Source organism: Hyphomonas jannaschiana VP2, from assembly GCF_000685215.1.
In the GTDB taxonomy this organism is placed as follows: Bacteria; Pseudomonadota; Alphaproteobacteria; order Caulobacterales; family Hyphomonadaceae; genus Hyphomonas; species Hyphomonas jannaschiana.
Genome location: NZ_ARYJ01000001.1, coordinates 23,884 through 47,056, shown reverse-complemented (window position 1 = coordinate 47,056; position 23,173 = coordinate 23,884). Strand labels below are relative to the sequence as shown.

The 23,173-nt window shown below is 61.0% G+C and carries 21 protein-coding genes; 8 read left to right on the top strand and 13 right to left on the bottom strand.

From position 1 onward, the window contains the following. Nucleotides 1–120 precede the first annotated feature (120 nt). The 6 genes from HJA_RS00200 to HJA_RS00175 all read right to left on the bottom strand — a co-directional run bounded on the left by HJA_RS00200 (nucleotide 121) and on the right by HJA_RS00175 (nucleotide 5,958). Complete coding sequence (locus HJA_RS00200; RefSeq protein ID WP_035576822.1) at nucleotides 121–1,329, bottom strand: acetyl-CoA C-acyltransferase; 1,209 nt, start codon at nucleotides 1,327–1,329, stop codon at nucleotides 121–123. 211 nt (nucleotides 1,330–1,540) lie between these two features. Beyond that, a complete protein-coding gene (locus tag HJA_RS00195; protein ID WP_035576818.1) occupies nucleotides 1,541–3,133 on the bottom strand; it encodes a phosphoenolpyruvate carboxykinase in 1,593 nt (530 codons plus the stop codon). 181 nt (nucleotides 3,134–3,314) lie between these two features. Then, entirely contained in the window at nucleotides 3,315–3,935 is a 621-nt protein-coding gene (locus HJA_RS00190) for a YdcF family protein (protein ID WP_162177004.1), read from the bottom strand. A gap of 7 nt (nucleotides 3,936–3,942) precedes the next feature. Further along, nucleotides 3,943–4,386 (bottom strand): NUDIX domain-containing protein, encoded by a 444-nt coding sequence (locus tag HJA_RS00185; protein WP_051597191.1) that lies wholly within the window; start codon nucleotides 4,384–4,386, stop codon nucleotides 3,943–3,945. A 9-nt stretch (nucleotides 4,387–4,395) separates the two neighbouring features. After that, the gene (locus HJA_RS00180; RefSeq protein WP_035576811.1) at nucleotides 4,396–5,052 is read right to left on the bottom strand and encodes a hypothetical protein; all 657 of its coding nucleotides are present in this window, start codon (nucleotides 5,050–5,052) and stop codon (nucleotides 4,396–4,398) included. Nucleotides 5,053–5,055: 3 nt separating this feature from the next. Next, a complete protein-coding gene (locus HJA_RS00175) occupies nucleotides 5,056–5,958 on the bottom strand; it encodes a haloalkane dehalogenase (RefSeq protein WP_035576808.1) in 903 nt (300 codons plus the stop codon). Nucleotides 5,959–6,081: 123 nt separating this feature from the next. Between HJA_RS00175 and HJA_RS00170 the strand changes: the two genes are divergently transcribed. Further along, the gene (locus HJA_RS00170; RefSeq protein WP_035576806.1) at nucleotides 6,082–6,480 is read left to right on the top strand and encodes a VOC family protein; all 399 of its coding nucleotides are present in this window, start codon (nucleotides 6,082–6,084) and stop codon (nucleotides 6,478–6,480) included. 19 nt (nucleotides 6,481–6,499) lie between these two features. Here the strand turns inward: HJA_RS00170 and HJA_RS00165 are convergent, their stop codons facing one another. From HJA_RS00165 to HJA_RS00155, 3 genes are all read right to left on the bottom strand, one after another. Continuing rightward, the gene (locus HJA_RS00165; RefSeq protein WP_035576804.1) at nucleotides 6,500–7,111 is read right to left on the bottom strand and encodes an exopolysaccharide biosynthesis protein; all 612 of its coding nucleotides are present in this window, start codon (nucleotides 7,109–7,111) and stop codon (nucleotides 6,500–6,502) included. Nucleotides 7,112–7,251: 140 nt separating this feature from the next. Further along, entirely contained in the window at nucleotides 7,252–7,548 is a 297-nt protein-coding gene (locus HJA_RS00160; protein ID WP_051597190.1) for a DUF8200 family protein, read from the bottom strand. Nucleotides 7,549–7,675: 127 nt separating this feature from the next. Then, nucleotides 7,676–8,026: a UrcA family protein gene (locus HJA_RS00155; protein ID WP_035576803.1), complete on the bottom strand. Its 351-nt coding sequence runs from the start codon at nucleotides 8,024–8,026 to the stop codon at nucleotides 7,676–7,678. Between the two features lie 225 nt (nucleotides 8,027–8,251). Here HJA_RS00155 and HJA_RS00150 point away from each other — a divergent pair, with 225 nt between their 5' ends. Next, nucleotides 8,252–9,562 carry an acyl-CoA dehydrogenase family protein gene (locus tag HJA_RS00150; RefSeq protein ID WP_035576801.1) on the top strand — a complete coding sequence of 437 codons (1,311 nt, stop codon included), beginning with the start codon at nucleotides 8,252–8,254 and terminating at the stop codon, nucleotides 9,560–9,562. Nucleotides 9,563–9,665: 103 nt separating this feature from the next. Next, nucleotides 9,666–11,660 (top strand): DUF4332 domain-containing protein, encoded by a 1,995-nt coding sequence (locus HJA_RS17665; RefSeq protein ID WP_051597189.1) that lies wholly within the window; start codon nucleotides 9,666–9,668, stop codon nucleotides 11,658–11,660. On the opposite strand, the gene HJA_RS00135 is transcribed toward HJA_RS17665, so the two are convergent. Together HJA_RS00135 and HJA_RS00130 are read right to left on the bottom strand one after the other, a co-directional pair. Continuing rightward, nucleotides 11,657–13,021, bottom strand: a complete 1,365-nt coding sequence (locus HJA_RS00135; protein ID WP_035576798.1) for a tryptophanase — start codon at nucleotides 13,019–13,021, stop codon at nucleotides 11,657–11,659. The genes HJA_RS17665 and HJA_RS00135 overlap by 4 nt on opposite strands. 154 nt (nucleotides 13,022–13,175) lie before the next feature. Further along, entirely contained in the window at nucleotides 13,176–14,171 is a 996-nt protein-coding gene (locus tag HJA_RS00130) for a Gfo/Idh/MocA family protein (protein ID WP_035576796.1), read from the bottom strand. 150 nt (nucleotides 14,172–14,321) lie between these two features. Here HJA_RS00130 and HJA_RS00125 point away from each other — a divergent pair, with 150 nt between their 5' ends. Together HJA_RS00125 and HJA_RS00120 are read left to right on the top strand one after the other, a co-directional pair. After that, nucleotides 14,322–14,756: a hypothetical protein gene (locus HJA_RS00125; protein WP_051597188.1), complete on the top strand. Its 435-nt coding sequence runs from the start codon at nucleotides 14,322–14,324 to the stop codon at nucleotides 14,754–14,756. 246 nt (nucleotides 14,757–15,002) lie between these two features. Beyond that, nucleotides 15,003–15,281 carry a hypothetical protein gene (locus tag HJA_RS00120; RefSeq protein WP_155839811.1) on the top strand — a complete coding sequence of 93 codons (279 nt, stop codon included), beginning with the start codon at nucleotides 15,003–15,005 and terminating at the stop codon, nucleotides 15,279–15,281. Here HJA_RS00120 and HJA_RS00115 read toward each other — a convergent pair. Further along, nucleotides 15,260–16,228: a mechanosensitive ion channel family protein gene (locus tag HJA_RS00115; protein WP_051597187.1), complete on the bottom strand. Its 969-nt coding sequence runs from the start codon at nucleotides 16,226–16,228 to the stop codon at nucleotides 15,260–15,262. The genes HJA_RS00120 and HJA_RS00115 overlap by 22 nt on opposite strands. A gap of 184 nt (nucleotides 16,229–16,412) precedes the next feature. Then, nucleotides 16,413–16,931 carry a hypothetical protein gene (locus HJA_RS00110; protein ID WP_035576791.1) on the bottom strand — a complete coding sequence of 173 codons (519 nt, stop codon included), beginning with the start codon at nucleotides 16,929–16,931 and terminating at the stop codon, nucleotides 16,413–16,415. A 197-nt stretch (nucleotides 16,932–17,128) separates the two neighbouring features. Between HJA_RS00110 and HJA_RS00100 the strand changes: the two genes are divergently transcribed. The 3 genes from HJA_RS00100 (at nucleotide 17,129) to HJA_RS00090 (ending at nucleotide 23,056) form a co-directional block, all read left to right on the top strand. Further along, nucleotides 17,129–18,760, top strand: coding sequence for a peptide ABC transporter substrate-binding protein (locus HJA_RS00100; RefSeq protein WP_035576788.1), 1,632 nt, complete (start codon nucleotides 17,129–17,131; stop codon nucleotides 18,758–18,760). Nucleotides 18,761–18,785: 25 nt separating this feature from the next. Further along, nucleotides 18,786–19,874, top strand: a complete 1,089-nt coding sequence (locus HJA_RS17660; protein ID WP_081814433.1) for a DUF3667 domain-containing protein — start codon at nucleotides 18,786–18,788, stop codon at nucleotides 19,872–19,874. 179 nt (nucleotides 19,875–20,053) lie between these two features. After that, nucleotides 20,054–23,056 carry a TonB-dependent receptor plug domain-containing protein gene (locus HJA_RS00090; RefSeq protein ID WP_241764264.1) on the top strand — a complete coding sequence of 1,001 codons (3,003 nt, stop codon included), beginning with the start codon at nucleotides 20,054–20,056 and terminating at the stop codon, nucleotides 23,054–23,056. The last annotated feature ends 117 nt before the right edge of the window (nucleotides 23,057–23,173 follow it).

Here is a 23,173-nt window from a genome sequence, read left to right as displayed (position 1 = left end):
ACATTCTTTCGGGGGAGATATATATGTTTTGCGACAGTTCATCTCACTTTAAATGACAGAACTGTGACAAGAAAAAGGCCCCGGTGGTTACCGGGGCCCTTCGAAAAAGTCTTTAAAATCCTAGCTGTAGATTTCGAACAGGCCGGCGCCGCCCATGCCGCCACCGATACACATGGTGACAACGCCCCACTTGGCGCCGCGGCGCTTGCCTTCCATCAGGATGGAGCCGGTGCAGCGTGCACCGGTCATGCCGAACGGGTGACCGATGGAGATCGAGCCGCCATTGACGTTGTACTTCTCCGGGTCGATGCCAAGGCGGTCACGGCTGTAGAGGCACTGCGACGCAAACGCTTCGTTCAGTTCCCACAGGTCGATGTCGTCAACGGTCAGCCCATGACGTTCCAGCAGGCGCGGCACGGCGAAGACCGGGCCGATGCCCATCTCGTCCGGATCGCAACCGGCGACGTTGAAGCCGACGAAACGGCCCATCGGGGTCAGGCCGCGCTTGGCAGCTTCCTTGGCTTCCATGACGACCACGGCAGCGGCGCCGTCGGACAGCTGGGATGCGTTACCGGCGGTGACATACTTGCCTTCCTTGACGACCATGCCGCCGGAGAAGACCGGCTTCAGGCCAGCCAGCGACTCATAGGTCGTGCCCGGGCGGTTACATTCGTCACGGTCACAGACGACGTCCTGATAGGTCTCTTCGCCGGTTTCCTTGTTGACCATTTTCATGCGGGTTTTCAGCGGCACGATTTCCTCGGCCATGTAACCCTTTTCCTGGAAGGCGGCGGTGCGCTTCTGGGATTCAGCGGAGTACTCGTCCTGCGCTTCGCGGCTCACGCCGTAACGGTCAGCAACGATTTCGGCGGTTTCGATCATGGTCATCCAGATCGCCGGCCACTTCTTCATGAGTTCCTCTTCCGTGTAGCGGAAGGTGTTCATGTGGCCCGAACGGGAGACCAGCGACAGCGACTCAACGCCGCCACCGATGGCGACCGGAGCGCCTTCGTTGATCACGGTGTGGGCCGCATTCGCGATGGCCTGCAGGCCGGACGAGCAGAAACGGTTGATGGTCGCGCCGGAGGTGGTGGACGGGCAGCCGGCCCAGAGGGCTGCGTTCCGGGCAACGTTGTGTCCGGTGGCGCCTTCCGGCTGAGCGGAGCCGAGGAACACGTCTTCGACCGCACCCGGCTCAATGCCGGCGCGCTCGATGGCGCCCTTGATGGCGTGACCCGCCATGGTGATGCCGTGGGTGTCGTTCAGACTCCCGCGGTTGGCTTTTGCCATGCCCGTACGGGCGTAAGATACGATAACGGCTTCACGCATGGATTTCCCTCCAAGGACTGCAGTGATTGTTGCGGTGCACCCTACTGGTCCAGCGGGTGGAACACCAGCCCTGACGTTCGCGTAAACGGCAGGAAATCACGGCAATTTTTGCCCCGATAACGCTGGCGAGAGGTGTAAATGGGGGACAGGAATGCAAAAAAGCGCCGCCTGGGGGCAGGCGGCGCTCAATATCTGATGAAGTTGATCAGGCTCAGACCGAGACTTTGGCCTTCGGCGCAGCGGCCTTCACGGCATCGTCCACATAGGCTTCGAACTTCGCGAAGTTCTCCACGAACATGTCGGCCAGTTTGGCGGCCTGCTTGTCAAAGGCAGCGCTGTCGGTCCAGGTCGAGCGCGGATCGAGGATCTTTGCATCGACGCCCGGCACGGCGACCGGAACCTGGAAGCCGAAGGTCTCGTCCGTACGGAACTCGACATCGTTCAGCGACCCGTCGAGGGCAGCGTTCAGCAGGGCGCGCGTCGCCTTGATCGGCATACGGTGCCCCGTGCCGTAGGGGCCGCCGGTCCAGCCGGTGGAGACCAGCCAGCAGCTGACGTCATACTTGCCGATCAGTTCGCGCAGCAGGTTTCCGTATTCAGACGGATGGCGCGGCATGAACGGGCCGCCAAAGCAGGTGGAGAAGGTCGCCGTCGGTTCTGTGACGCCTTTCTCGGTGCCGGCGACCTTGGCGGTGTAGCCGGACAGGAAGTGGTACATCGCCTGGGCCGGGGTCAGCTTGGCGATTGGCGGCAGGACGCCGAAGGCATCTGCCGTCAGCATGATGAGGTTTTTCGGCTGGCCGCAGCGGCCCGACAGGGACGCGTTCGGAATGGCCGAGATCGGATAGGCGCCGCGGGAGTTCTCGGCGAGCGTCGCATCGTCGAGGTCCAGTTCGCGGGTTTCCGGATTCATCACGACGTTTTCGAGGACGGTGCCCCACTGCTTTGTCGTTGCAAAGATTTCCGGTTCTGCCTCTTCGGACAGTTTGATCATTTTGGCGTAGCAGCCGCCTTCGAAGTTGAAGAGGCCGTTCTCGGACCAGCCATGCTCGTCGTCGCCGATCAGGATGCGGCTGGCGTCGGCCGACAGGGTCGTCTTGCCGGTGCCCGACAGGCCGAAGAAGATGGCTGCGTCATCGTCCGGCGAAGTGTTCACCGAGCAATGCATCGGCATGACCTTCTTGGCCGGCAGGTAATAGTTGAGCGCCGTGAAGACCGATTTCTTGGTCTCGCCGGCGTAGGACGTGCCCCCGATCAGAACCATGCGCTTGGCAAAGTTGACCGCGATCACGGTCTCGGAGCGGCAACCATGGCGTGCCGGATCGGCCCGGAAGCTCGGGCAGTTGATGATAGTGAATTGCGATTCGAAGTTTTCGTACTCACCGGCTTCAGGCACGCGCAGCAGGTGCCGGATGAAGAGGGAGTGCCAGGCATATTCGGTGATCACGGTTACCGGCAGGCGGTGAGACAGGTCAGCGCCGCCGAAAAGTTCCTGGGCAAACACGTCCTTGCTGGCCAGGTGGGTTTTGAAGTCTTCGAGCAGGGCATCGAACTGAGCCGGCGTCATGGCGGCGTTGTTGTCCCACCAGACCGTGTTTTCAGTCGTATCGTCGCGGACCGTGAACTTGTCCTTGGCGGAACGGCCGGTGTGTTGTCCGGTTTCCACAACGAGAGGGCCGCCATCAGCGACACGTGCTTCGCCCGTCGCGACAGAGGTCTCGTACAGACGTGCCTCATTCCAGTTTTTGCGGACGGATTTGGGCTCAATCCCCAGTTCTCCAAGGATCGCTACAGTATCGCTCATTTTAGCCTCTGTTCCTGCCTTTTAGTGCTAATTCCCCAGCGCAATTCGTGCGCTCGTTTGGCTCACCCGTCCAAAATTTGCAACATTTGTGCCTGTTACGGAACCGCTTGTTTGATTTATTTTCATGGTGCGGCGCACCCGGGGCTCCTGAAAGCGCTGATATCCCGGATTCGAACAATTTTTATTCGGCAGGGTCGTCGGCGCCTCGCAGCCTGTCCAGCACCGCATCGCGCCAGCCTGCCGGCATCGCATACAGGATCCAGGCGCCAGCCTCATAATGGGCGCGCCGCCATATATCGAGTGGATTGAGATCGCCCGGCGGACAGGCGCCTTTGACCTGCGACTGGTGGTCCGGCTGGGCATTGTAAATGACCTTTGCCCGGATCACCTGCATGCAGTTGGAAACAAAGACGATTTCACCGGGCGCCTTGGTCTTTGCATCGCGGGCGAGGTTCTTCAGGCCCGAGATCGTATCGCGGCTCTCCACATCCGCAGAAATCCGCCCGCCAAGGCCGGAGCCGCGCGCCGCGATCAGCGCCATTTCCTGACTGCCGAGCCAGCCCTCCTGCGGACGGTGGCCGCCAACCATATAGAGACGATCCAGTTTGCCCGCCTTGAGCAGATTGACTGCCTTGGCGATCCGCGCTGCCGCATCCTTGTTATTGTCTGTGTAGAAGACGACGCCGGTACCACCGGACAGGGTGCGTGATTGGTCCATAAACCGGCTCGCGCCCCAGAAGAGGGCGGTTGCGACCAGATCAAGGAAGATCAGCCAGAATACGATTCGGCGAAGCCAGCGCATGCGCATCCTATAAAGACTGCTTCAGGGCAGGCCGCCATGCCCCATTCGCAGTTGTTTCAAGGAAAGTGATCGCCGGCGTGGTCAGGCGCTCGGGCAGCTCGTCCCGGCTGAACCATCCCCAGCCGCCATGCTTCTCGGGTTCCATGATACGCGGCGCTCCAGAAACGATGCGGGCTTCGTAGATCGGCGAGACCCAATGCTGGCCGTCACCGCCGTCGATGATTTCCGAGATACAGGCAAGGCGCGTCAGTTCGATGACGATGCCCAGTTCTTCCTCGATTTCCCGACGGGCCGTGTCTTCGGAGCGCTCGCCGAAATCGATCTTGCCACCGGGCAGGCCCCAGGCCCCGGCTTCGGGTTCTTTCAGGCGCTGGATCAGAAGCAGACGGCCCTGATCATCGAGGATTGCCGCGCCGCATCCAGCACCGGGGCGTAGAGGAGAATCGGTCATGTGCTGAGCCTACTGCACATGCCCTTCTGATGCAGCCTTTGCATAAGCGAGAAGCTCCTGAGGTCCGGTACCTCTCCGGGAATAGCTCAATGCAATCTCCGCAGCTCGTGTGTCGCCAGGTGCTAAATGCCCGAGCCCGTGTAGTGCGCTTTCGATAATGGCATGATTAGGGATTGTAAGGCATTGCTCCATGACATCTCTGCACGCGTCTCTGATGCTTGGGAGGCCAAGGTCCGTCAGGGGGCAATTGTCCCAAAACATATAACAGACGGTGTTGACGTAGCCCTGCACAGGGTCGCCTACGAACTCTCTTTGCAAGTGCACCGGCCCATCGTTGCATGTCACGGCATTGCGGAAAAACAAGTCGAACAATTTGAAAAGTTTTCTGACTGTCTGTACCCGGTACGGTTCAGCGATGCGTTCGTCCGCAAACAGGAACGGGTAGGAGGAGAGAACATTGTTGAACAGGAATTCGAAGCTTGTTGCGATCTGCCACGCTGAATGACGTCTCATTAGCTCCGGCAACTGGTCCAGCGAAGATGTGATCACATCGAATGAGCGCGGATCATTGTGTGGAAACGTTTCTTCGATCTTTTTCGCCGCCTCGCCCCAATACCAATCTTCCCCTTCTGTGTGGTCGAAGAGAACGTCAATAGGGCTGGGCACGTGCTAAAGCTCCCCGAAGGCTTTCAGCGCTGCTCGCGCGACGGGTTCGCCCCATTCCTGAACGAAGTGGCCGGCCTCTTCGATGATCATCGGCTCCGGGCAGTTCCGGATCTGGCCGCGCAATTCGTCCATGACTGGCGGGCCGAGCACCGGATCGGCAGCGCCAACGGCCATGAACGTGTCGCCATGCCATTCACGCCCCCACCATTCCACCGCACGCTTGGAGGTCTTCACGCCCTCCATGTCGGGCGCGACCATGACGAGTTCGGGGAAACGGCGTACACCGGCCTTGTAGGAGATGTCTGGGAAAGGGGCGCCATAGGCCGCGGCCTCGGCATCGGAGAGGATGGGCGTGCCGCGCTTCATCAGGGCGGCGACGTCGAGGTCCGGCTGCGAGGCGCTGTAGGCTTTCCAGGCATCGAAGCCTTCGCTGGGAGAGGCGCCGGTCGCGATCGCCGTGTTCATGACGATCAGTCTTTCAAACCGCTCCGGCATGTCTGGCGGCAGGGTCAGGCCCAGAAGGCCGCCCCAGTCCTGGCAGACGAGGGTGATGTTCTGGAGATCCAGCCGTTTGACCAGCTCAATCATCATGTTGCGGTGGAAATGGAATGTATAGGTCTCGTCCGCGACCGGCTTGTCGGAGCGGCCGAAGCCCAGCCAGTCCGGTGCGATGACCCGGGCGCCCGAGTCCAGAAAGACCGGGATCATCTTGCGGTAGAGATAAGACCAGGTCGGCTGACCATGCAGGCACAGATAGGTCCGCACAGCCTTTTCCGGCCCCTCGTCGACATAGTGGACGCGCAGGCCCTCATAGCCGGGCAGGTCGTCAATATAGTGCGGTGCGTAGGGCCAGCCGGGCAGGCTGGCAAACCGGTCGTCCGGCGTGCGCAATGCTTCAATCGTCATGGAGCCTCCTCCCATCTTTGATTTTCTTCTTCCTGCCGCTAGCGTGGTGGAAGCGCATCGGGACGGATCATTGCGCGGATTTGGCCGAATGTCCCGACAGGATTTCTGAAAGGGGCGGCAGACATGGCAAAAGTGATCGGATTGGGAGGCGTGTTCTTCCACTGCGCAGACGTCGATGCGACGCGCGACTGGTACAAACGCGTGCTGGGGCTGGAGATCGACGATTATGGCGGCAGCAGTTTTGCCCATGCCGACTCGGCGGCCCTCTACCCGCAGGGCGCCCGCACGATCTGGGCGCCGTTCAAGGCAGGCAGCGACTATTTCAAACCTTCAGGCGCCGATTTCATGCTCAACCTGATGGTCGATGATTTCGATGGCATGCTGGACCGTCTGAAGGCGGAAGGGGTGGCGATGGAGGGTGAGCCGATGATTGAATCCTACGGCAAATTTGCCTGGGTGATGGATCCGGACGGCCGCAAACTCGAACTCTGGCAACCGGTCGAACCTGCGGCGGAAGAGTAGGACGGAAGGGGCGGGTGGCTCAGAACCAGCCGGCAACCGTGTTCCAGGGTACGAGGAAGACGGCGATACTGCAGGCGGTTGCGGTGCCGGCGAATCCGGCCAGCATCAATGCACCGTCCCGCGCGACCAGGGCCAGTCCGAAAAGAACGATTGCCGTGCCCGGCGCCGCAACGGCGAACGGTACCAGTTCCAGCGGTATCATCAGCAATGAAAGCAGTGAAACGGACAGGGCCGCGCCATAGGTCGCGATCCTGCCTGTGGCCCAGGTCAGCCGTTCCGTGATCATCCGGTCGACTCGTTGCAACCAGGGCCGCACCCGGCTGCGGGCTTCTTCCAGTTTTGAGCAATCGATCCCCCGGTTCTGGACAAATTGCGGCATCCAGATGTGCCGCGCCCCGAAGACGATCTGCAGGCTGAACAGCAGGATGATACCGCCCACCAGGACGGGCAGGCCGGGAATGCCGCCCAGTGGCGGGACGGTGACGAGCAGGCCGAGCAGGACGATTACCGGGCCGAAAGACCGGTCACCGAACATGTCGAGTAGCGCGCCGATAGTGACTTTATCGTCGCCGCAATCCTCGATCGCGGTGTCGAGCACGCTTTCCAGGGGTTTATTCCTGCTTGGGGCCATCTCTCTTCTCCGATTACAGGCTTAAACGTGCCAGCGGGCGGAGCGTTGCGAACAAACCGCAAAAAAATGGCCGCCCGGCTTTGAATCCGAGGCGGCCCGAGGAGAGGCTCTGGAGAGTTCGCGGGAAAACCGCGCCTGTTTTAGTCGCGGGCCGAAGCCTTGCAGGTTTCGATGTCTTCAGCCGAGAGCTCGTATTTGTCGTTCTTGAAAGAGGTGATTTCGCCGGTCTTCTTCGCGATTTTCTTGCAGTCGCGGAGGGTGACTTTCTTACGGTCCATGTCGCCTGTGCAGACGGTGCCTTCGCAGGTCCAGACTGTGCCGATCACGGTGACGCGCGAGTCGTCGACCGGTTTGGCTGTCTCGAAGGTGAAGGTGGTGGCGAGTGCCGGGGCGGCGAGGCCGAGGAAGGCGGCGCCAAGAATTGCGGAACGGAGCATGGGAGGATGCCTTTATCGCTTATGATTATATTCAGCGCCGGGGCGCGGTGGACGTTCCCGGCGCTGAACCATTAGATAGCGCTGAAAATTTCGTCAAGTGTTCAGCGGTTTTTATTAAGTATCGCACTTACTTCAGAGAAGCCAGGATGCGGGCCGGCTGGCCGGTGCTGGCAGTGTACAGGCGCGTCAGCTCAGCATCGTCGATCTCGATGACGGCCTTGGCGAGAATTTCCGATACGCAAACATCGTCCACGCGCGGCGCACCGGCGACCGGGCGGGTGTAGCGGCAGGCAGCGGTGGCCTGATCCTGCAAGGATTCCAGAACGGTTTCAGCGCCGGACGCTGTGCCGAGGACGGCAGTGTCATACTGTAGGTCCAGCTGCACAACGCGCTGGATTTCCGCCGAAGCCGGGGCTGCGAACAGGGTGGCGGCGGCAAGGGTTGCAGAGGCAGTCAGAGAGAGGATGCGGGAGGTCATGGGAGGAAACCTTTTTGCGTTGGATGGCTGTGACCCGGTGAAGTCACATGAGTAAGAATATGATCACTGAATAAAATGTCAATCGTTCAATGATTATAATTTTTCTAATGCCTCATTTTAGTTCGCCGCTTGCCCCCGCGGCACAAATTGCCGTGCGCCGCTGCCTCGATATGCTCGTGGTCAAGACTTTGAAGAAACGAGACAAAGGTCAGGAGGAGACGCGACATGGACTTCAATATTCCCCAGGAGATCGCCGACTATTTGGTGGTGCTCGACAAGTTCATCGAGGACGAAATCAAGCCACTTGAGGAGCAGGACGATAACATCCGCTTCTTTGACCACCGCCGCGAATGGGCCCGCACCGATTTCGAGAATGGCGGCCTGCCGCGTCCGGAATGGGAAGAACTGCTGTCCGAAGCCAAACGCCGCGCCGACGCCGCCGGCCACCTGCGTTACGCGCTGCCGAAGGAGTTCGGCGGTCAGGATGGCACCAATCTCGGCATGGCCATCATCCGCGAACATTTCGCCCGCAAGGGCCTCGGCCTGCACAACGACCTGCAGAACGAGCACTCGATCGTTGGCAATTTCCCGCAGATCCTGATGCTGCGCGACTTTGCCCGTCCGGACCAGCGCCACCTCGCGGATGCCGCGCTGAAGGGGGAGTTCAAGGCCTGCTTCGGCCTGACCGAGCCGCATCACGGCTCTGATGCCACGCACATGGAAACCCGCGCCGTCCGCCACAAGAAAGACGGCAAGGATGGCTGGCTGATCAATGGCGAGAAGATGTGGATCACCGGCATGCACGTCGCCAGCCATATCATGCTGTTCTGCCGCACCAGCGGCGAGGACGGCGATGCGAAGGGCATCACCTGCCTGATCATTCCGGCCGATGATCCCGGCGTGATCATTGAAGAGTATATGTGGACCTTCAACATGCCGACGGACCACCCGCGCCTGACCATCAAGGATGTCTGGGTGCCGGAAGATGCCGTGTTCGGCCCGCCGGAAGGGGGGCTCGCGCTCGCCCAGCACTTTGTCCACGAGAACCGCATCCGCCAGGCGGCCAGCTCGGTCGGCGCGGCGATGTACTGTATCACCGAAGCGGTGAACTACGCCAATGAGCGCCGCCCCTTCGGCAAGCCGCTGTCGGTGAACCAGGCGATCCAGTTCCCGCTGGTGGAGCAGGCGACCGAGGCGGAAATGCTGCGCCTCTTCATTTTCAAGACGGCATGGGAAATCGACCAGATGTCCAAGCCGGAGGTTGCCATCAAGCTCTCCGACAAGGTCTCGATGTGTAACTACAAGGCCAACCGCCTCTGTTGCGATGCGGCCGACCGGGCCATGCAGGTGCATGGCGGCATTGGCTATTCCCGCCACAAGCCGTTTGAGCACATCTACCGCCACCACCGCCGTTACCGCATCACCGAAGGTTCCGAAGAGATCCAGATGCGCAAGGTGGCGGGCCACCTGTTCGGCTTCATGGGTCCGAACAAGGGCAAGAACCGTAACGAACCGTTTGACTTCGCGGTCCGCTGATTTGCTGAAAATTCTTCGCGCAAGGGGCGAAGGGTTAACAACCGGGTAACCAAGTTAACGCACTCCTCAGTCTGACAATCTGCCAGGCTGAGGAGTCTCGCCCATGTCTCTGCTCGAGCGTGTCGTTCGTGCCCATCGTTGCCGTTCTACCCATCACTATATCGCGCTGGATGCTCTGTCGCTCATTGGCGGGGAGCAGGGGGAGGCCTGGAAATCGGTCTTCCTGGTGCACCATGAGCATCTGCTGGAAGGTGCCAAGGCACCGGATGCGAAGTTCAGGGACTTCAAGAATCACGTCTGTCACGTGAATGAAGGCCTGTGGGGCGGAGCGCCCGGCAAGGCGATGGAATGGTACGCCCGTTCGGTCGAACTTCTCCGCGCAAAGAAATGGAGCAAGGCGGCCTATGCGCTCGGCGTACTGAGCCATTATTACGCGGACCCGATCCAGCCTTTCCATACGGGACAGACAGAGGAAGAGGGGGTCATCCACCGCGCCGTCGAATGGTCGATCGCCAAGAGCCGGGACGTGATCGACGAGATAATCGAGGCCAATGGCTATCCGGACATCCGCGTGCCGGCCGGGCCGGGCTTCGTCGCCGACATGGTGGTCGAAGGCGCGACGCTGTCGAACACGTTCTACAACACCTTCATCGACCATTACGATCTGGACCGCGGCGTCTCTCATCCGCCGTCCGGTCTGGATGACACGATGCGCGAAGGCATTGCCGAACTCGTCGCCTATGCCACGGCAGGCTTTGCCGTATTGGTGACCCAGGCAGTGGAAGAGGCAGCCGTTGCCCCGCCGAAGGTCGGCCTTACACTGCAGGGCTATATCGAGACGCTGGACATTCCGCTGCGCTGGATCACGGCGAAGCTCGCCGATGTGAATGATCGCGCGCAGGTCGAGCGCATGTACAAGGAATTCCAGAAGACCGGCAAAGTGATCAAGACCCTGCCGGAAGACGACAAGATCATCCGGAAGAAGCATGCGGCGCAGGTGCTCCGTGTGCCGCTGAAGGAGCTCGACAAGCAGGAAATCCGCCCGATCGGTACGGCCCATGTGCTGCCGGAAGGGGAGGCCCCGGTCGTTACCGAAGCACCGGAAGCTGAAATCGCCGAGGAGGACATCATCCTCGACGAAGCAGCGGAGATCGAGGCTGATGCTGAAGAGATCGCTGTCGGGGAAATCGAGAGCAATGACGTCGAAGCGGAGGCTCTCGACGTAGAAGACGACGTCGATGTGGAAGAAGAGCTGATCCTCGACGAAGCAGACCTCGCCGCCATCGAAGAGGCGGGACTCGATGTGGACGCCGAGATCGAAGAAGAAGCCGAACTCAGCGCTGGCGATGACGAGGACGAAGACGATGAGGCGTACGAGTCCGACGAAGACGAGGATGAGTACGAGGACGACGAAGAAGAAGACGAAGACTTCGACGAGGAAGATGAAGACGACGAGGACTTCGACGAAGACGAGGATGATGAGGAATACGACGAAGACGACGAGTCCGAGGAGTATGACGAGGAAGAGGACTACGAAGAGTCCGAATATGAGGACGAAGACGATTACGAAGCCGAGGAATATGACGACTCGGCCGAAGAAGTGTCCGGGGATGAAGTGGATGAGATTGCCGCTTCAGAGGAAGAAGACGATGCTTCCGCCGACGCGCCGCATGTCCGCTCTTCCGGCCTGACGCGCGAAAGCCCTGTCGTCGATGCGCCGTCCATCGGACCGAAGACGGCCGCGCGCCTCGAAGATGTCGGCATCTTCACGATCGGCGATCTGCTCGATTGCGATATCGAGGAGACGGCCTTCCTGCTGGACGTCCACTATATCGACTCCGAAACCCTGCGTGACTGGCAGGATCAGACGAAGCTGATGATGGAAGTACCGGGCCTGCGCGTGCATGACGTTCAGATCATGGTCGGCGCGGGCATCCGCACCAGCAAGGAACTGGCCGAAGCGCCCGCGCGCACCTTGTTCCTGCTGGCGACTGAATTCCTGAATTCGCCGGAAGGCGAGCGCGTCCGCCGCGGCGACGACCTCTTCATGGAAGAGGAAGTCGAGGAGTGGATCGAACGCGCCCGCGACGCAGCCTAGAGCGGTTCAAATTCTGACGTGAAGTGCCGCATCATCGGCGGCTCTTTCACGATTTTCAGGCCGCGCAGATGGTCCTTCGAGGCGGCGAGTTCCTCGAACACCTCGACGATATAGTCCGCGTGCGACTGGGTGTAGACACGCCGGGGCATGGCAAGGCGGACCAGGTCCATCCGCGCTGGCTCCTCGCTGCCATCGGGTTTGCGGCCGAACATGACGGTGCCGATCTCGCAGCCGCGGATACCGCCCATTTCATAAAGTGCGCAGGCCAGCGCTTGGCCTGGATATTCCAGCGGCGGGATGTGAGGCAGGAAGGCGCGGGCATCGACGAAGACGGCATGGCCGCCCGCCGGCTTCACCACTGGCACGCCCATCGCATCAAGTTTTTCGGCGATGTAGGCATTCGTCCGCACCCGGTAGCGCAGGTAATCCTCGTCAATGATTTCCGAGAGGCCCTGCGCGATGGCGTCGAGGTCCCGGCCCGCAAGGCCGCCATAGGTGGGGAAGCCTTCGGTCTGGATCAGCAGGGTGCGGGCGCGTTCGGCCAGCGCATCGTCACGCAGTGCCAGCCAGCCACCGATATTGGCGAAGGCATCTTTCTTGGCACTCATCGTCATGCCATCGGCGACTTCGAAAATGTCGTGGATGATGGCCTTGATGCTGCGGTCCTGCTGGCCGGGCTCTCGCAGCTTGATGAACCAGGCATTCTCGGCGAAGCGGCAGCCATCGATGAAGAAGGGCTTGCGGTAGTGCTGGGCGATCTGCGCGGCAGCGCGGATGTTCTCAAGGCTAGCTGGCTGGCCGCCGCCGGCATTGTTGGTGATGGTCATCATCACGGCGGGGACGGAGTCGCGCTTCTCGCGGAGCAGGGCTTCGAGGGCCTCAAGATCCATATTGCCCTTGAACGGATGATCGAGGGACGGGACCTTGCCTTCCGCAACCGGCAGGTCCACCGCTTCGGCGCCCGCCGCCTCGATATTGCCGCGGGTCGTGTCGAAATGCGTGTTGGAAGGGATGATGTGGCCAGGCTTGGCGATCAGGTTGAACAAGAGGTGTTCGGCGGCGCGGCCCTGGTGGGTCGGGATGATGTGCTTGAAATCCATCAGGTCACGGACCGCGGCTTCAAACCGGTAGAAGCTTGGCGCTCCGGCATAGCTCTCATCGCCCGTCATGACTGCACCCCACTGCGCCGCGCTCATGGCCGAGGTGCCGCTGTCGGTTAAGAGGTCGATGATCACATCGTCTGAATGCAGTTTGAAGAGATTGTACTTCGCCGCCTTCAGCAGGTCCGCGCGCTCCTCACGCGTGGTCATGCGGATCGGTTCGACCGATTTGATGCGGAAAGGTTCGATAATGGTTTTCATGTGGCTCACTCCGGGCTCGTTAAAAGTCCCGGAGGTGGCCCGAAGGCGTCGCACACAGGACTTATCCTGCGCCGCGGTTGCCTCGCCTTGGTGACGCGACCGCGCTCAGCGCCTGTTGCAATACGGGAACTGGTATCCGAGGGCGCGCCGGGATTCAAGGGGCTTGTTCGGCGCCCCTCGGCTGCAGGCCGGCGCTGCGATATATTGCATCAATTACGCGCATATTTGCGACGGCGTCGGCGCCACCGGTCAGCGGCTCTGCGCGTCCGGCCAGCACATCAATCATGTGCGCCAGCTGGTAATCATAAGTGCTGTCGCCGGGAATCGTCTCAGTCCGGTCCGGCTGGCCGCGCTGTTGGAGAATGACCTTGTGTCCCAGATAGGGGTGGATCGGATTGTTGAAGGTCAGGGACCCGCTGGTGCCTTCGATATGGAGCTGGATCCGCCGTGAGACGGTTTCCGACATGGAGGTCATGATCGAAGCGGTCACATCGCCCGGGAACACCAGCCGCGCATGGGTGGAGATGTCGACACCCGGCCGGTCACAATGGCATTCGGCGGAGGCCACGGACGGTTCCGCGCCAGCCATCGTCCGTACCATGTGGATACAATACGTGCCGAGATCCATCAGCGCGCCACCGCCGGCTTCCAGCGTGTGGCGCAGTTCTCCCGGCCGGTAGGGGATGGGCACAGAGAACGCCGCCTCCATCGACAGGATCTTGCCCACGTGCCCGCTGCGGACATGGCCGAGGGCGTGGAGGAAGGCAGGATGGAAGCGGTAGTGAAAGGCTTCGACCAGCGGCCGGTCGGCCTCGATCGCGGCTTTCTGCATCAGGGCAGCCTCATCCGCATTCATGGCGAAAGGCTTCTCGCACAGCACGGCCTTGCCGGCCTTGAGAGCCGCGATGCTCAGGTCGGCATGCCGGTTCGGGGGCAGGGCATTGTAGATGAGGTCAATGTCCTCGCGCGCGATCAGGGCGTCATAGCTGCCTGCGACATGCTGTATGCCATGCTCTTCGGCATAGGAAGCGGCGCGGCCGGCATCGCGGGCAGCGACGGCGACGACGCGACAGTCGGTCCGCCGCCGGGCCGGTTCGATGATGGCTTTGGGCGCAATCTTGGCTGCGCCGAGGATGCCGATGCGGATCATGTCCTTGCCCCTTGGTTCCTCTGGCGTGGATATTCTTAACAGCGCTTTGCTGCAATCTTCAGGATTTCACCGATCCGGTAACCAAACAGAAAGGCTGTCGCGGGTTAATGGAACATCCCAGGGCCGTTAATCTTAGGAGTGCCTACGCCAATGATGAATGATCTTACGGCGCACATCGCTAAAACCAGCGGCCTTGCGGACCCTATCGCAAAGCAGGCCCTCGGCATCGTGCTCAACGCTGCCGAGCGTCAGGCTTCCCCCTTCGCAGACGCCATGTTCAAGACACTTCCGGGCGCACGCGCCCTGTCGGCCCGGACGGGAAGTGAACTCGGTGCTCCGGTCGGCGAAATCGCCCGCATGATCGAGCAGACGCCAGGCGGCAAACGCCGCGTCGCGCGCGAGATGATCACGGCGCTGCATGGCATCGGGCTGGACCATAAGAACATCGGTGCGCTCCTGCCGGCCATCTCCACGCATATGGAAGAGGTGCACGGCCTGACCGGTTTCGGCCATCTGGGCGACCTGATCGGTTCGGATCTCGACAGCGACACCAAGGCAGACGACAGCGATACAAGGGCTGCCTGATCCCCCCGGAAATACGACACGAGCGGCCGCCCTGCACCGGGCGGCCTTTCTGTATGCACTAAAATATTTTCCACTTCATTGATCCAGCCGCCGGTGCAGGTCGTAAGCAGTGTGATACGTCCGGCGTCCCCCCACCCCAGACGGACGTGTTGAAAGGGCCGGGTGGGCCGCCTCCCGGCAGCCCGGCCCTTTCCCTCCGCTTCTGGCCTGTTTAAAGAAGGGCGGACGAACAGGGGAATTGCATTCATGACGGCTACGGCGACGCTTCAGGCGGATGAGAAACTGGCGCTTGACCTGATGGGGGCCATCCGGGCCGCTGCGGAGGAATTGTGTGCGCCTTCGGCTGTGGATCTCGTTTCCGTCACGGTCGATGTCTCCGCCCGGATCGAGGATGCAGGAGCGGCGACTTTCGAGACCCGGATCGACCGGCGCACGCGCACGATCCTGTTCGCAGGTGGCTCCGCTGTCATTGGCGGGAAGATCGTGATGAGTGCGACGGCCGTCTATTCCATCCGTCCGGCCTGAACCGCCCGGCCATCGAACGCGCCCTCTGGCAGGGTGTCGAGTTCGTTGCGGATACGGGGCAGGGCTTCAGGGTGATTTTCCTGCAGCCAGGTAATCATCTTTTCACGGATAAAGCAGCGCAAATCCCAGGCGTCAGGAGAGTTCCGTGCACTCGCCAGCGCCCGTATACGGATCGTATTCATGCCCGTATCTGTCACCTGCAAATTCACGACGTCGCCATCCCATAGTGGCGTGGCGCGGCAGATCTCGGTCAGCTTGTCCCGCATGTCGGCCACCGGCGCCCGGTAGTCCAGAGACCAGAAAACGCTGCCGATGATATTGGCGGACTTCCGTGTCCAGTTCTGGAAGGGCTGTTCAATAAAATAGGACAGCGGCACGATCAGGCGGCGCCAATCCCAGATGCGCACGACAACATAGAAGAGGCCGATCTCCTCGATCCATCCCCATTCGTCTTCCAGCACGACGGCATCGTCCAGCCGGATTGGCTGGGTAAAAGCGATCTGCAGGCCCGCGATCAGGTTGGACAGCATGGGCCGGGCCGCAATACCGACCGCGATACCGGCTATGCCGGCTGAGGCAAACAGGCTGACCCCGAACTGTTTCACGCCGGGGATCAGCGTCAGGGCCGCGGCGACGGAGATCACGCCGACCGCAACAACCCAGATGCGCCGGACAACGTCCAGCCGGGTCGCCGATTTACGGGCTTGCAGATTGTCGGCCTCGTGAAAGTTCAGCTTGGCGAGCCGCCGTTTGATCAGCCCGTCGACCAGTGTGCCGATTGTCCAGCCGATTGCGCCGATGAAACAGATCGAGGCGATTATGTCCGGCCATTCGCCGAGCTTGTCCCAGTCAGGCACCAGACCCGTATGCGGTACCGTCAGGATTGCGGCGCCAATCAGGGCGAACAGGATGGGCGGCCGGGCGCGCTTCATCCACCGGATACGCATCGCGAGCTTCAGCTTTTCCCGCTTTGAGCGGTCGTCTTTCTTTTTCGCGTTTTCCTCGCCGGCGATGACAGGGCTCCTTACGGTGACGTGTCTTATACGTCCGGATAAGCCAAAGCGTTGCGAGGGTTCAACAGCCGGGCCCGCCTTTCGTGCCGAAACGAGGCCGGCGAGCAGGGATTGGGCGCTATTTCACGCGTTTGGCGCGGAAGGCCAGGCCACCGTCCAGCTTCATCTTGTAGCTGCCGAGCGCGGCCTGATAGATGCGGGCCTCCTTCTGGCCGCGCGGATTGACGCCCTTGTCGTCGATCTGCTCCCACACCTGGCCATTCTCCAGCGTGATAACCAGCGCGCGGCGTTTGCCGCTGATAGACCGGATCGGGAAGGTCACTTCCTTCAGCTCATCCGATTTGGACTTTCCGTTCTCATCCTTGTTGCCAAAGGCGAGTTTCGGGAGCGAGGGGATCGAGAAGCCGAAACTGTCGCGCTTCACTTCCTCGACTTCCTTGCGGGTGAACGTCTTCACCTCTCCGGCTTCCTCGGCGGCCTTAAGGCGGCCCACAGCCGTGTCATAGCAGGCCAGCCGCTCGGCATCCGTCGCGATGTCCTTGCAGGCATAAACGTCGGACGTGGACACATCCTCGGCCAGCGCGGGCAGGGTGGCCAGGGTGATGGCGGCGGCGATGAGCGTGATCGGGCGTTTCATGGCGGCGTTCCTCGAAATGGGGGGCTTTGGTGCCCCTGATTGGCGCTATTTCTGGCAAATCCGGGAAGGCCCGGGAAGGGGAGGCCGCAGTTTGCGGCAAACTCAGCTTCCGTTCATTCAAAATAAGCAAAGTCTTTTCATTTGGGCCGCCATCTGGCAGCAAACGATCCAGATTGAGACCACCTAGGAGTATGTGAATGATCTTCTCCCGTATGCGCGGCCTTATGGCCACAGGCGCACTGGCCCTTGTCCTGGCAGCTTGCGGAGGCGGCGGTGGCGGCGGATCTGCCAGCGATGTGCCGACCTTGCGGCGCGGTATTTCGGCCAAGGTCGACACGCTGGATCCGCACAAGTCTTCGGCCCAGTGGGAGAACATCATCATTGGCGACATGTTCATCGGCCTGACCACCGATGGCGTCGATGCCCGCCCGGAACCCGGCATGGCGACGAGTTGGGAGACCAGCGAAGACGGTCTCGTCTGGACGTTCCATCTGGGCGACTATTACTGGTCTGATGGCAATCCGGTGGTGGCGGATGACTTCGTCTACGCCCTGCGCCGTATCCAGTCTCCGGAAGTGGCGTCGCAATATTCCTCGCTGCTTTACCTCATCAAGAATGCCGCGCCGATCAATGAAGGGAAGCTGCCGCCGGAAGAGCTGGGCGCCCGTGCGATTGACGACAGGACGCTGGAACTGACGCTGGAATACCCGGCACCATACCTGCCGGGCCTCCTGTCGCACTACACGACCTATCCGGTGCCAAGCCATGCGATCGAAACCTATGGCGATGCCTGGATTCAGCCTGACAACATCGTGGTGAACGGTCCGTACAAGCTTGTCTACTGGCGGACCGGCGACCAGCTGGTGGCCGACAAGAACCCGACCGGCTTCGGTGCCGAGGATGCCTGTTTCGACCGCGTGGTCTATTTCGAACTGGAAGACCTGACCTCGGTCGAGAACAAGATCCAGGCCGGCGAGCTGGACATCAACAATGCTTTCGATGGCGCCCGTCAGGCCGAAATCGAGGCCAAGCTGCCGGGCTGGGTGCGCACAACGCCGGCCCTGATCACGACATACTGGACGTTCAATTCCTCGATTGCCCCGTTCGACGATGTGCGCGTGCGCAAGGCGCTGTCCATGGCGCTCGACCGGGAGTTCATGGTGAAAAGCGTCCTGACGCCGGGCTATGTGCCGGCCTATTCCATGGTGCCTCCGGGGATCGACAATTACGATGCACCGCGTCCGCATGTGGAGTGGGAGAACATGCCCCGCGAGGAACGCCTCGCAGAGGCCAAGCGCCTGCTGGAAGAGGCTGGCTACGGGCCGGACAATCCGCTGGCGTTCGAGTACATCCACCGCTCGACCGACGATAATCCGAAGGTCGCCCCGGTCGCGCAGGCCAACTGGGCCGAGATTGCGCCATGGGTGAAACCGACCATCGTCAAGCAGGACACCAAAGTGCTGTATGCGCGCCTGCGCCAGTCGGACTTCCAGGTGGCGGATGCGGCCTGGGTTGCCGACTTCGACGACCCGATCAACTTCCTCTACCTGCTGAAATCCGACACCGGCCAGCAGAACTACGGCAATTACAACAATCCGGAATACGACGCCCTGCTGCAGCGGTCGAATTCGGAACTCGACCTGAAAAAGCGGGCCGAGACCTTTGCCGAGGCCGAAGACCTGATGCTGAACGACTATCCGATCACGCCAATGTGGTTCCAGGTCACCAAGAACCTCGTGGATCCGGACCTGACCGGCTATGAGGACAACGCCAAGGACCAGCACCGCTCGCGCTTCATGTGCAAGAGTGGTATCAAACCGGCGGAATAAAAGTCGCTGAACAGGGGGAGGCGGCATGAGCCACGATATGGAAGCCGTCGGGGCTGCCGCGCTCGGCGGCCTGACCTCCGGCGAACACCACCCGGTCACGAAGGGTGAGCCCTGCCGGAATTGCGGGGCGCCTGTCGCCGAGCGTTATTGCTCGCGGTGCGGCCAGCTTGCGTCGAACTTTCACCGGCCTTTCTTCAGCCTGGTCGCTTCCAGCCTGGCCGACACGTTCGCGCTGGACAGCCGGCTCTGGCGCTCGGTGCCGATGCTGCTGTTCCGGCCGGGGCGGATGACGCGGAATTATCTGGACGGCCAGCGCGCCCGCTATGTGCCGCCATTCCGGCTGTTCCTGCTGGCTTCGGTACTGTTTTTCCTTACGGTTTTCGGCCTCGGCGACCGGTTGGGCTGGTACCAGGACTGGCAGCTCAACCCCGGCTCGACCTTGAGCCTGTCCGAAGAGGATAGTGCGAAGCTGATTGAGACCATTGACGCCCAGCTGGCCGACGAAAACCTCGATCCCGATACCCGGACCGTCTTGGAGAAGACGCTCGCCAACCTCGAATCCGGCTCGAAAAGTCCGATTCTCGACGAGTCGACGGGCCAGGTCGACCGTGACGCGCTCGACGAGATGATCGAGCTGACCACGAATGAAGATGCCTCGCCGGAGGAGGTCGCAACGATCAGAGGGGCAGGGAACCGGCTCGCCCGCGTCCTGGAAAACCAGGACCGGTTCGGAGCCCGCCTGCGCGAATGGGCACCGCGGTTCAGCCTGATGTTCATGCCGCTCCTGGCCCTGATGCTGACGGTCATGTACGCATGGCACCGCAGGATCTATGTATATGACCACGTGATCACGGCCCTCCATTTCCAGACCTTCATTTACAGCCTGTTGACCCTGTTGCTGCTCGCTGCTGCATTCCTGCACACTGGGGCTGGGTGGCTGTTCGGAATCGGCACGCTCTGGGGCATCTGGTACCTGCATCGCCAGCTCCGGGTCACCTACGGGACCGGCCTGTTCATGGCGGCCTTTCGTACCTCGATATTGCTAATCCTGGGCATAACCGTCCTGTTTGTGCTGGCCCTCGGGCTGGTTATCCTCAGTTTTTTGCTCACATGACGCTGATTGCCTCGCCAACTGAGGCAAATAAACCACACCCCGCTTCTTTCGATGACAGAACGGTAACAGCGCGTTGACGCTAAGGTGACGTGGGCCTTATCGATATGGCCAAGTCCGGATTTCAGGGGTCCGGGCATGCGCTTGTGCTCAAGCGCAGTTCAACTTTTGGAGGTAATATAGTGAACGGGAAATCCATGAAGTCCCGCCTGCTTGCTTCGTCCGTCTTCGCGGGTGCAGCATTTATGGCGCAGGCGAGCATGCTCGCCGTCGCCCAGGAAGCAGACGAAGCTGTCGATACCGTGGCCACCACCACGGAAGACGCAACCGCACGCCAGGAAACGGTGTACGTCACCGGTTCGCGCATCGCGCAGCCGAACATGACCACCACCAGCCCGGTGACCTCGGTTTCCGCGAACGACGTGAAACTGCAGGGTGTGACGCGCGTCGAAGACCTCGTCACCCAGCTGCCGCAGGCTTTCGCCGCACAGAACTCCACCGTGTCGAACGGTGCATCCGGTACCGCAACGGTTTCGCTGCGTAACCTCGACCTCGGCGGCAGCGCAACGCGTACGCTGGTCCTGGTTGACGGCAAGCGCCTGCCTTACGGTTCGCCGAACGATGCCGCTGCCGACCTCAACCTGATCCCGGGCCAGATGGTCGAGCGCGTTGACGTCCTGACGGGCGGCGCATCGGCTGTTTACGGTTCCGACGCCATCGCCGGCGTTGTCAACTTCATCATGAAGGACGACTTCGAAGGTGTGCAAATTGACACCCAGTACGGCTTCTACCAGCACAACAACGACTACGACACGAACGGTGACCTCCGTGACGTGATCGCTCAGCGCGCTGTTGGCAACCCGTCCCAGTTCGCTCTGCCGGACGACAACGTGATCGACGGTTACTCGAAAGAGATCACCGCCATCATGGGTGTGAACACCGACGACGGCCGCGGTAACCTGACCGCATGGTTCGGCTATCGTAACAACGACGAAGTGCTCCAGGGCGACCGTGACTACTCCGCTTGTGCCATCGGTTCTGCTACGGCAACCGGCTTCACCTGCGGTGGTTCGTCCACGTCCTTCCCGGGCCGCTTCACGGACTTCGACGCGTTCAACTACACGATCGATCCGGCAACCGGCGAGTTCCGCGACTTTGACGCGGCAACCGACCAGTACAACTACGGTCCGCTGAACTTCTATCAGCGTCCGGACGAGCGCTACACGGCTGGCTTCAACGGTCACTATCAGATCAATGATTACGCCGAAGCCTACACCCAGTTCATGTTCATGGACTATCAGTCGAACGCTCAGATTGCGCCGTCGGGTAACTTCTTCGCAACCACGTCGATCAACTGCGACAACCCGCTTATCTCGGCTTCGCAGCTGGCAGACATCGGCTGTACGTCGGCGAACATCGCTGCTGGCGACTCCATCGGCATGTACATCGCTCGCCGTAACGTCGAAGGCGGCGGCCGTCAGGACCACCTTGGCTACCAGACCTATCGCGGCGTGGCTGGCCTGCGCGGTGATCTCTACAAGGCTCCGGGCTGGTCGTATGACATCTCCGCTTCGTTCGCTCAGGTGACCCTGAGCCGTTCTTACCGGAACGAGTTCTCGATCACCCGCCTGAACCGCGCCCTGAACGTCGTTGACGACGGCACCGGCACGGCAGTCTGTGCAAGCGTTCTCGACGGCACCGACCCGAACTGCGTGCCGTGGGATATCTTCACGGTCGGCAACGTGACGCCGGAAGCTCTGGCTTACCTGCAGGTTCCGCTGCTCCAGACCGGTACCACCGAGCAGAACATCGTTTCCGGTGTCCTGACGGGCGATCTGGGCCAGTATGGCTTCCAGCTGCCGTCGGCAAACTCCGGCCTCCAGGTTGCTATCGGTGCTGAATACCGCCGTGACGCTCTGGAATCGATCACCGACAACTCGTTCGCAACGGGTGACGGTGCTGGTCAGGGTGGCCCGACCATCGGTCTCTCCGGTGCTGTCGACTCCTACGACATGTTCGCGGAATTCCAGATGCCGCTGGTTGAAGGCAAGCCGGGCGTTGAGCTCCTGTCCATCGAAGGCGCTTACCGTTACTCCGATTACTCGACCGGCATCAGCGCCGACTCGTACAAAATCGGCGGTGACTATGCTCCGACTTCGGACATTCGCTTCCGTGCCAGCTTCCAGAAAGCTGTTCGTGCACCGAACGTGATCGACCTCTTCCAGGCTCAGGGCTTCAACCTGTTCGACCTGGACGACGATCTCTGTGACTTCACCGACCCGGCCGGCGACGGCACCGGCGGTGCAGCATGTATCGGTACGAACCCGTGGCAGGTCACTCAGGCGCAAGCCGATGGTGGCGCTCTGGGATCGCCGGCTGGTCAGTACAACTACCTGCAAGGTGGTAACCCGGACCTTCAGCCGGAAGAAGCTGAAACCCTCACGATCGGCTTTGTTGCTACGCCGACCTTCCTGCCGGGCTTCTCGGCATCGGTCGACTACTACAACATCGACATCACCGATGCGATCTCGACGGTTGGTTCTTCTGTCACCATGCAGCTCTGCTACCTGCAGGGCGATGCTGATGCGTGTCAGCGCATCCAGCGTAACGCCAACGGCCAGCTCTGGGTCGGTACCGGCAACGTTGTTGACCTGAACGTCAACATCGGTGGTGTGGAAACCTCCGGTTTCGACATCTCTGCTGCCTACGGCTTCGACATGGGCAAGTATGGTTCGATGAACCTGAGCATGAACGGTACCCTCCTCGACAGCTTCGATGTCGACCCGGTTGGTAACGCTGCTTACGCCTATGACTGCGTTGGCAAGTACGGCAACGACTGCTTCACCCCGACCCCGGAATGGCGTCACCGCGCCCGCGCAAGCTGGGTCACTCCGGTGGATGGTCTCGACCTGTCGGCGACCTGGCGTTACATCGGCTCTGCCGATCTCGACACCGGTGTCACCAACCGCGTGGACTCCACGCTGGAAGAGCAGAACTACATCGACCTGGCTGGCCAGTGGGCCGCCAAGGATTGGGTCTCCTTCCGCTTCGGTGTGAACAACGTGCTGGATGATGATCCGCCGCTGTCCGCTTCGACCGGTACGACGGGTAACGGTAACACCTACCCGCAGACCTACGACGCAATGGGTCGTTACTTCTTCGTCGGCGCGACGTTCGACTTCTAAGTCGGCTCGCCCAACGGCAAAATCGGGAACGGCGGTCCTTCGGGACCGCCGTTTTCTTTTTGACGGAGAGTCGCGGGGAGGGGGGCGGCACGGCAAGGCGCACTCAGGCGTCCGCGC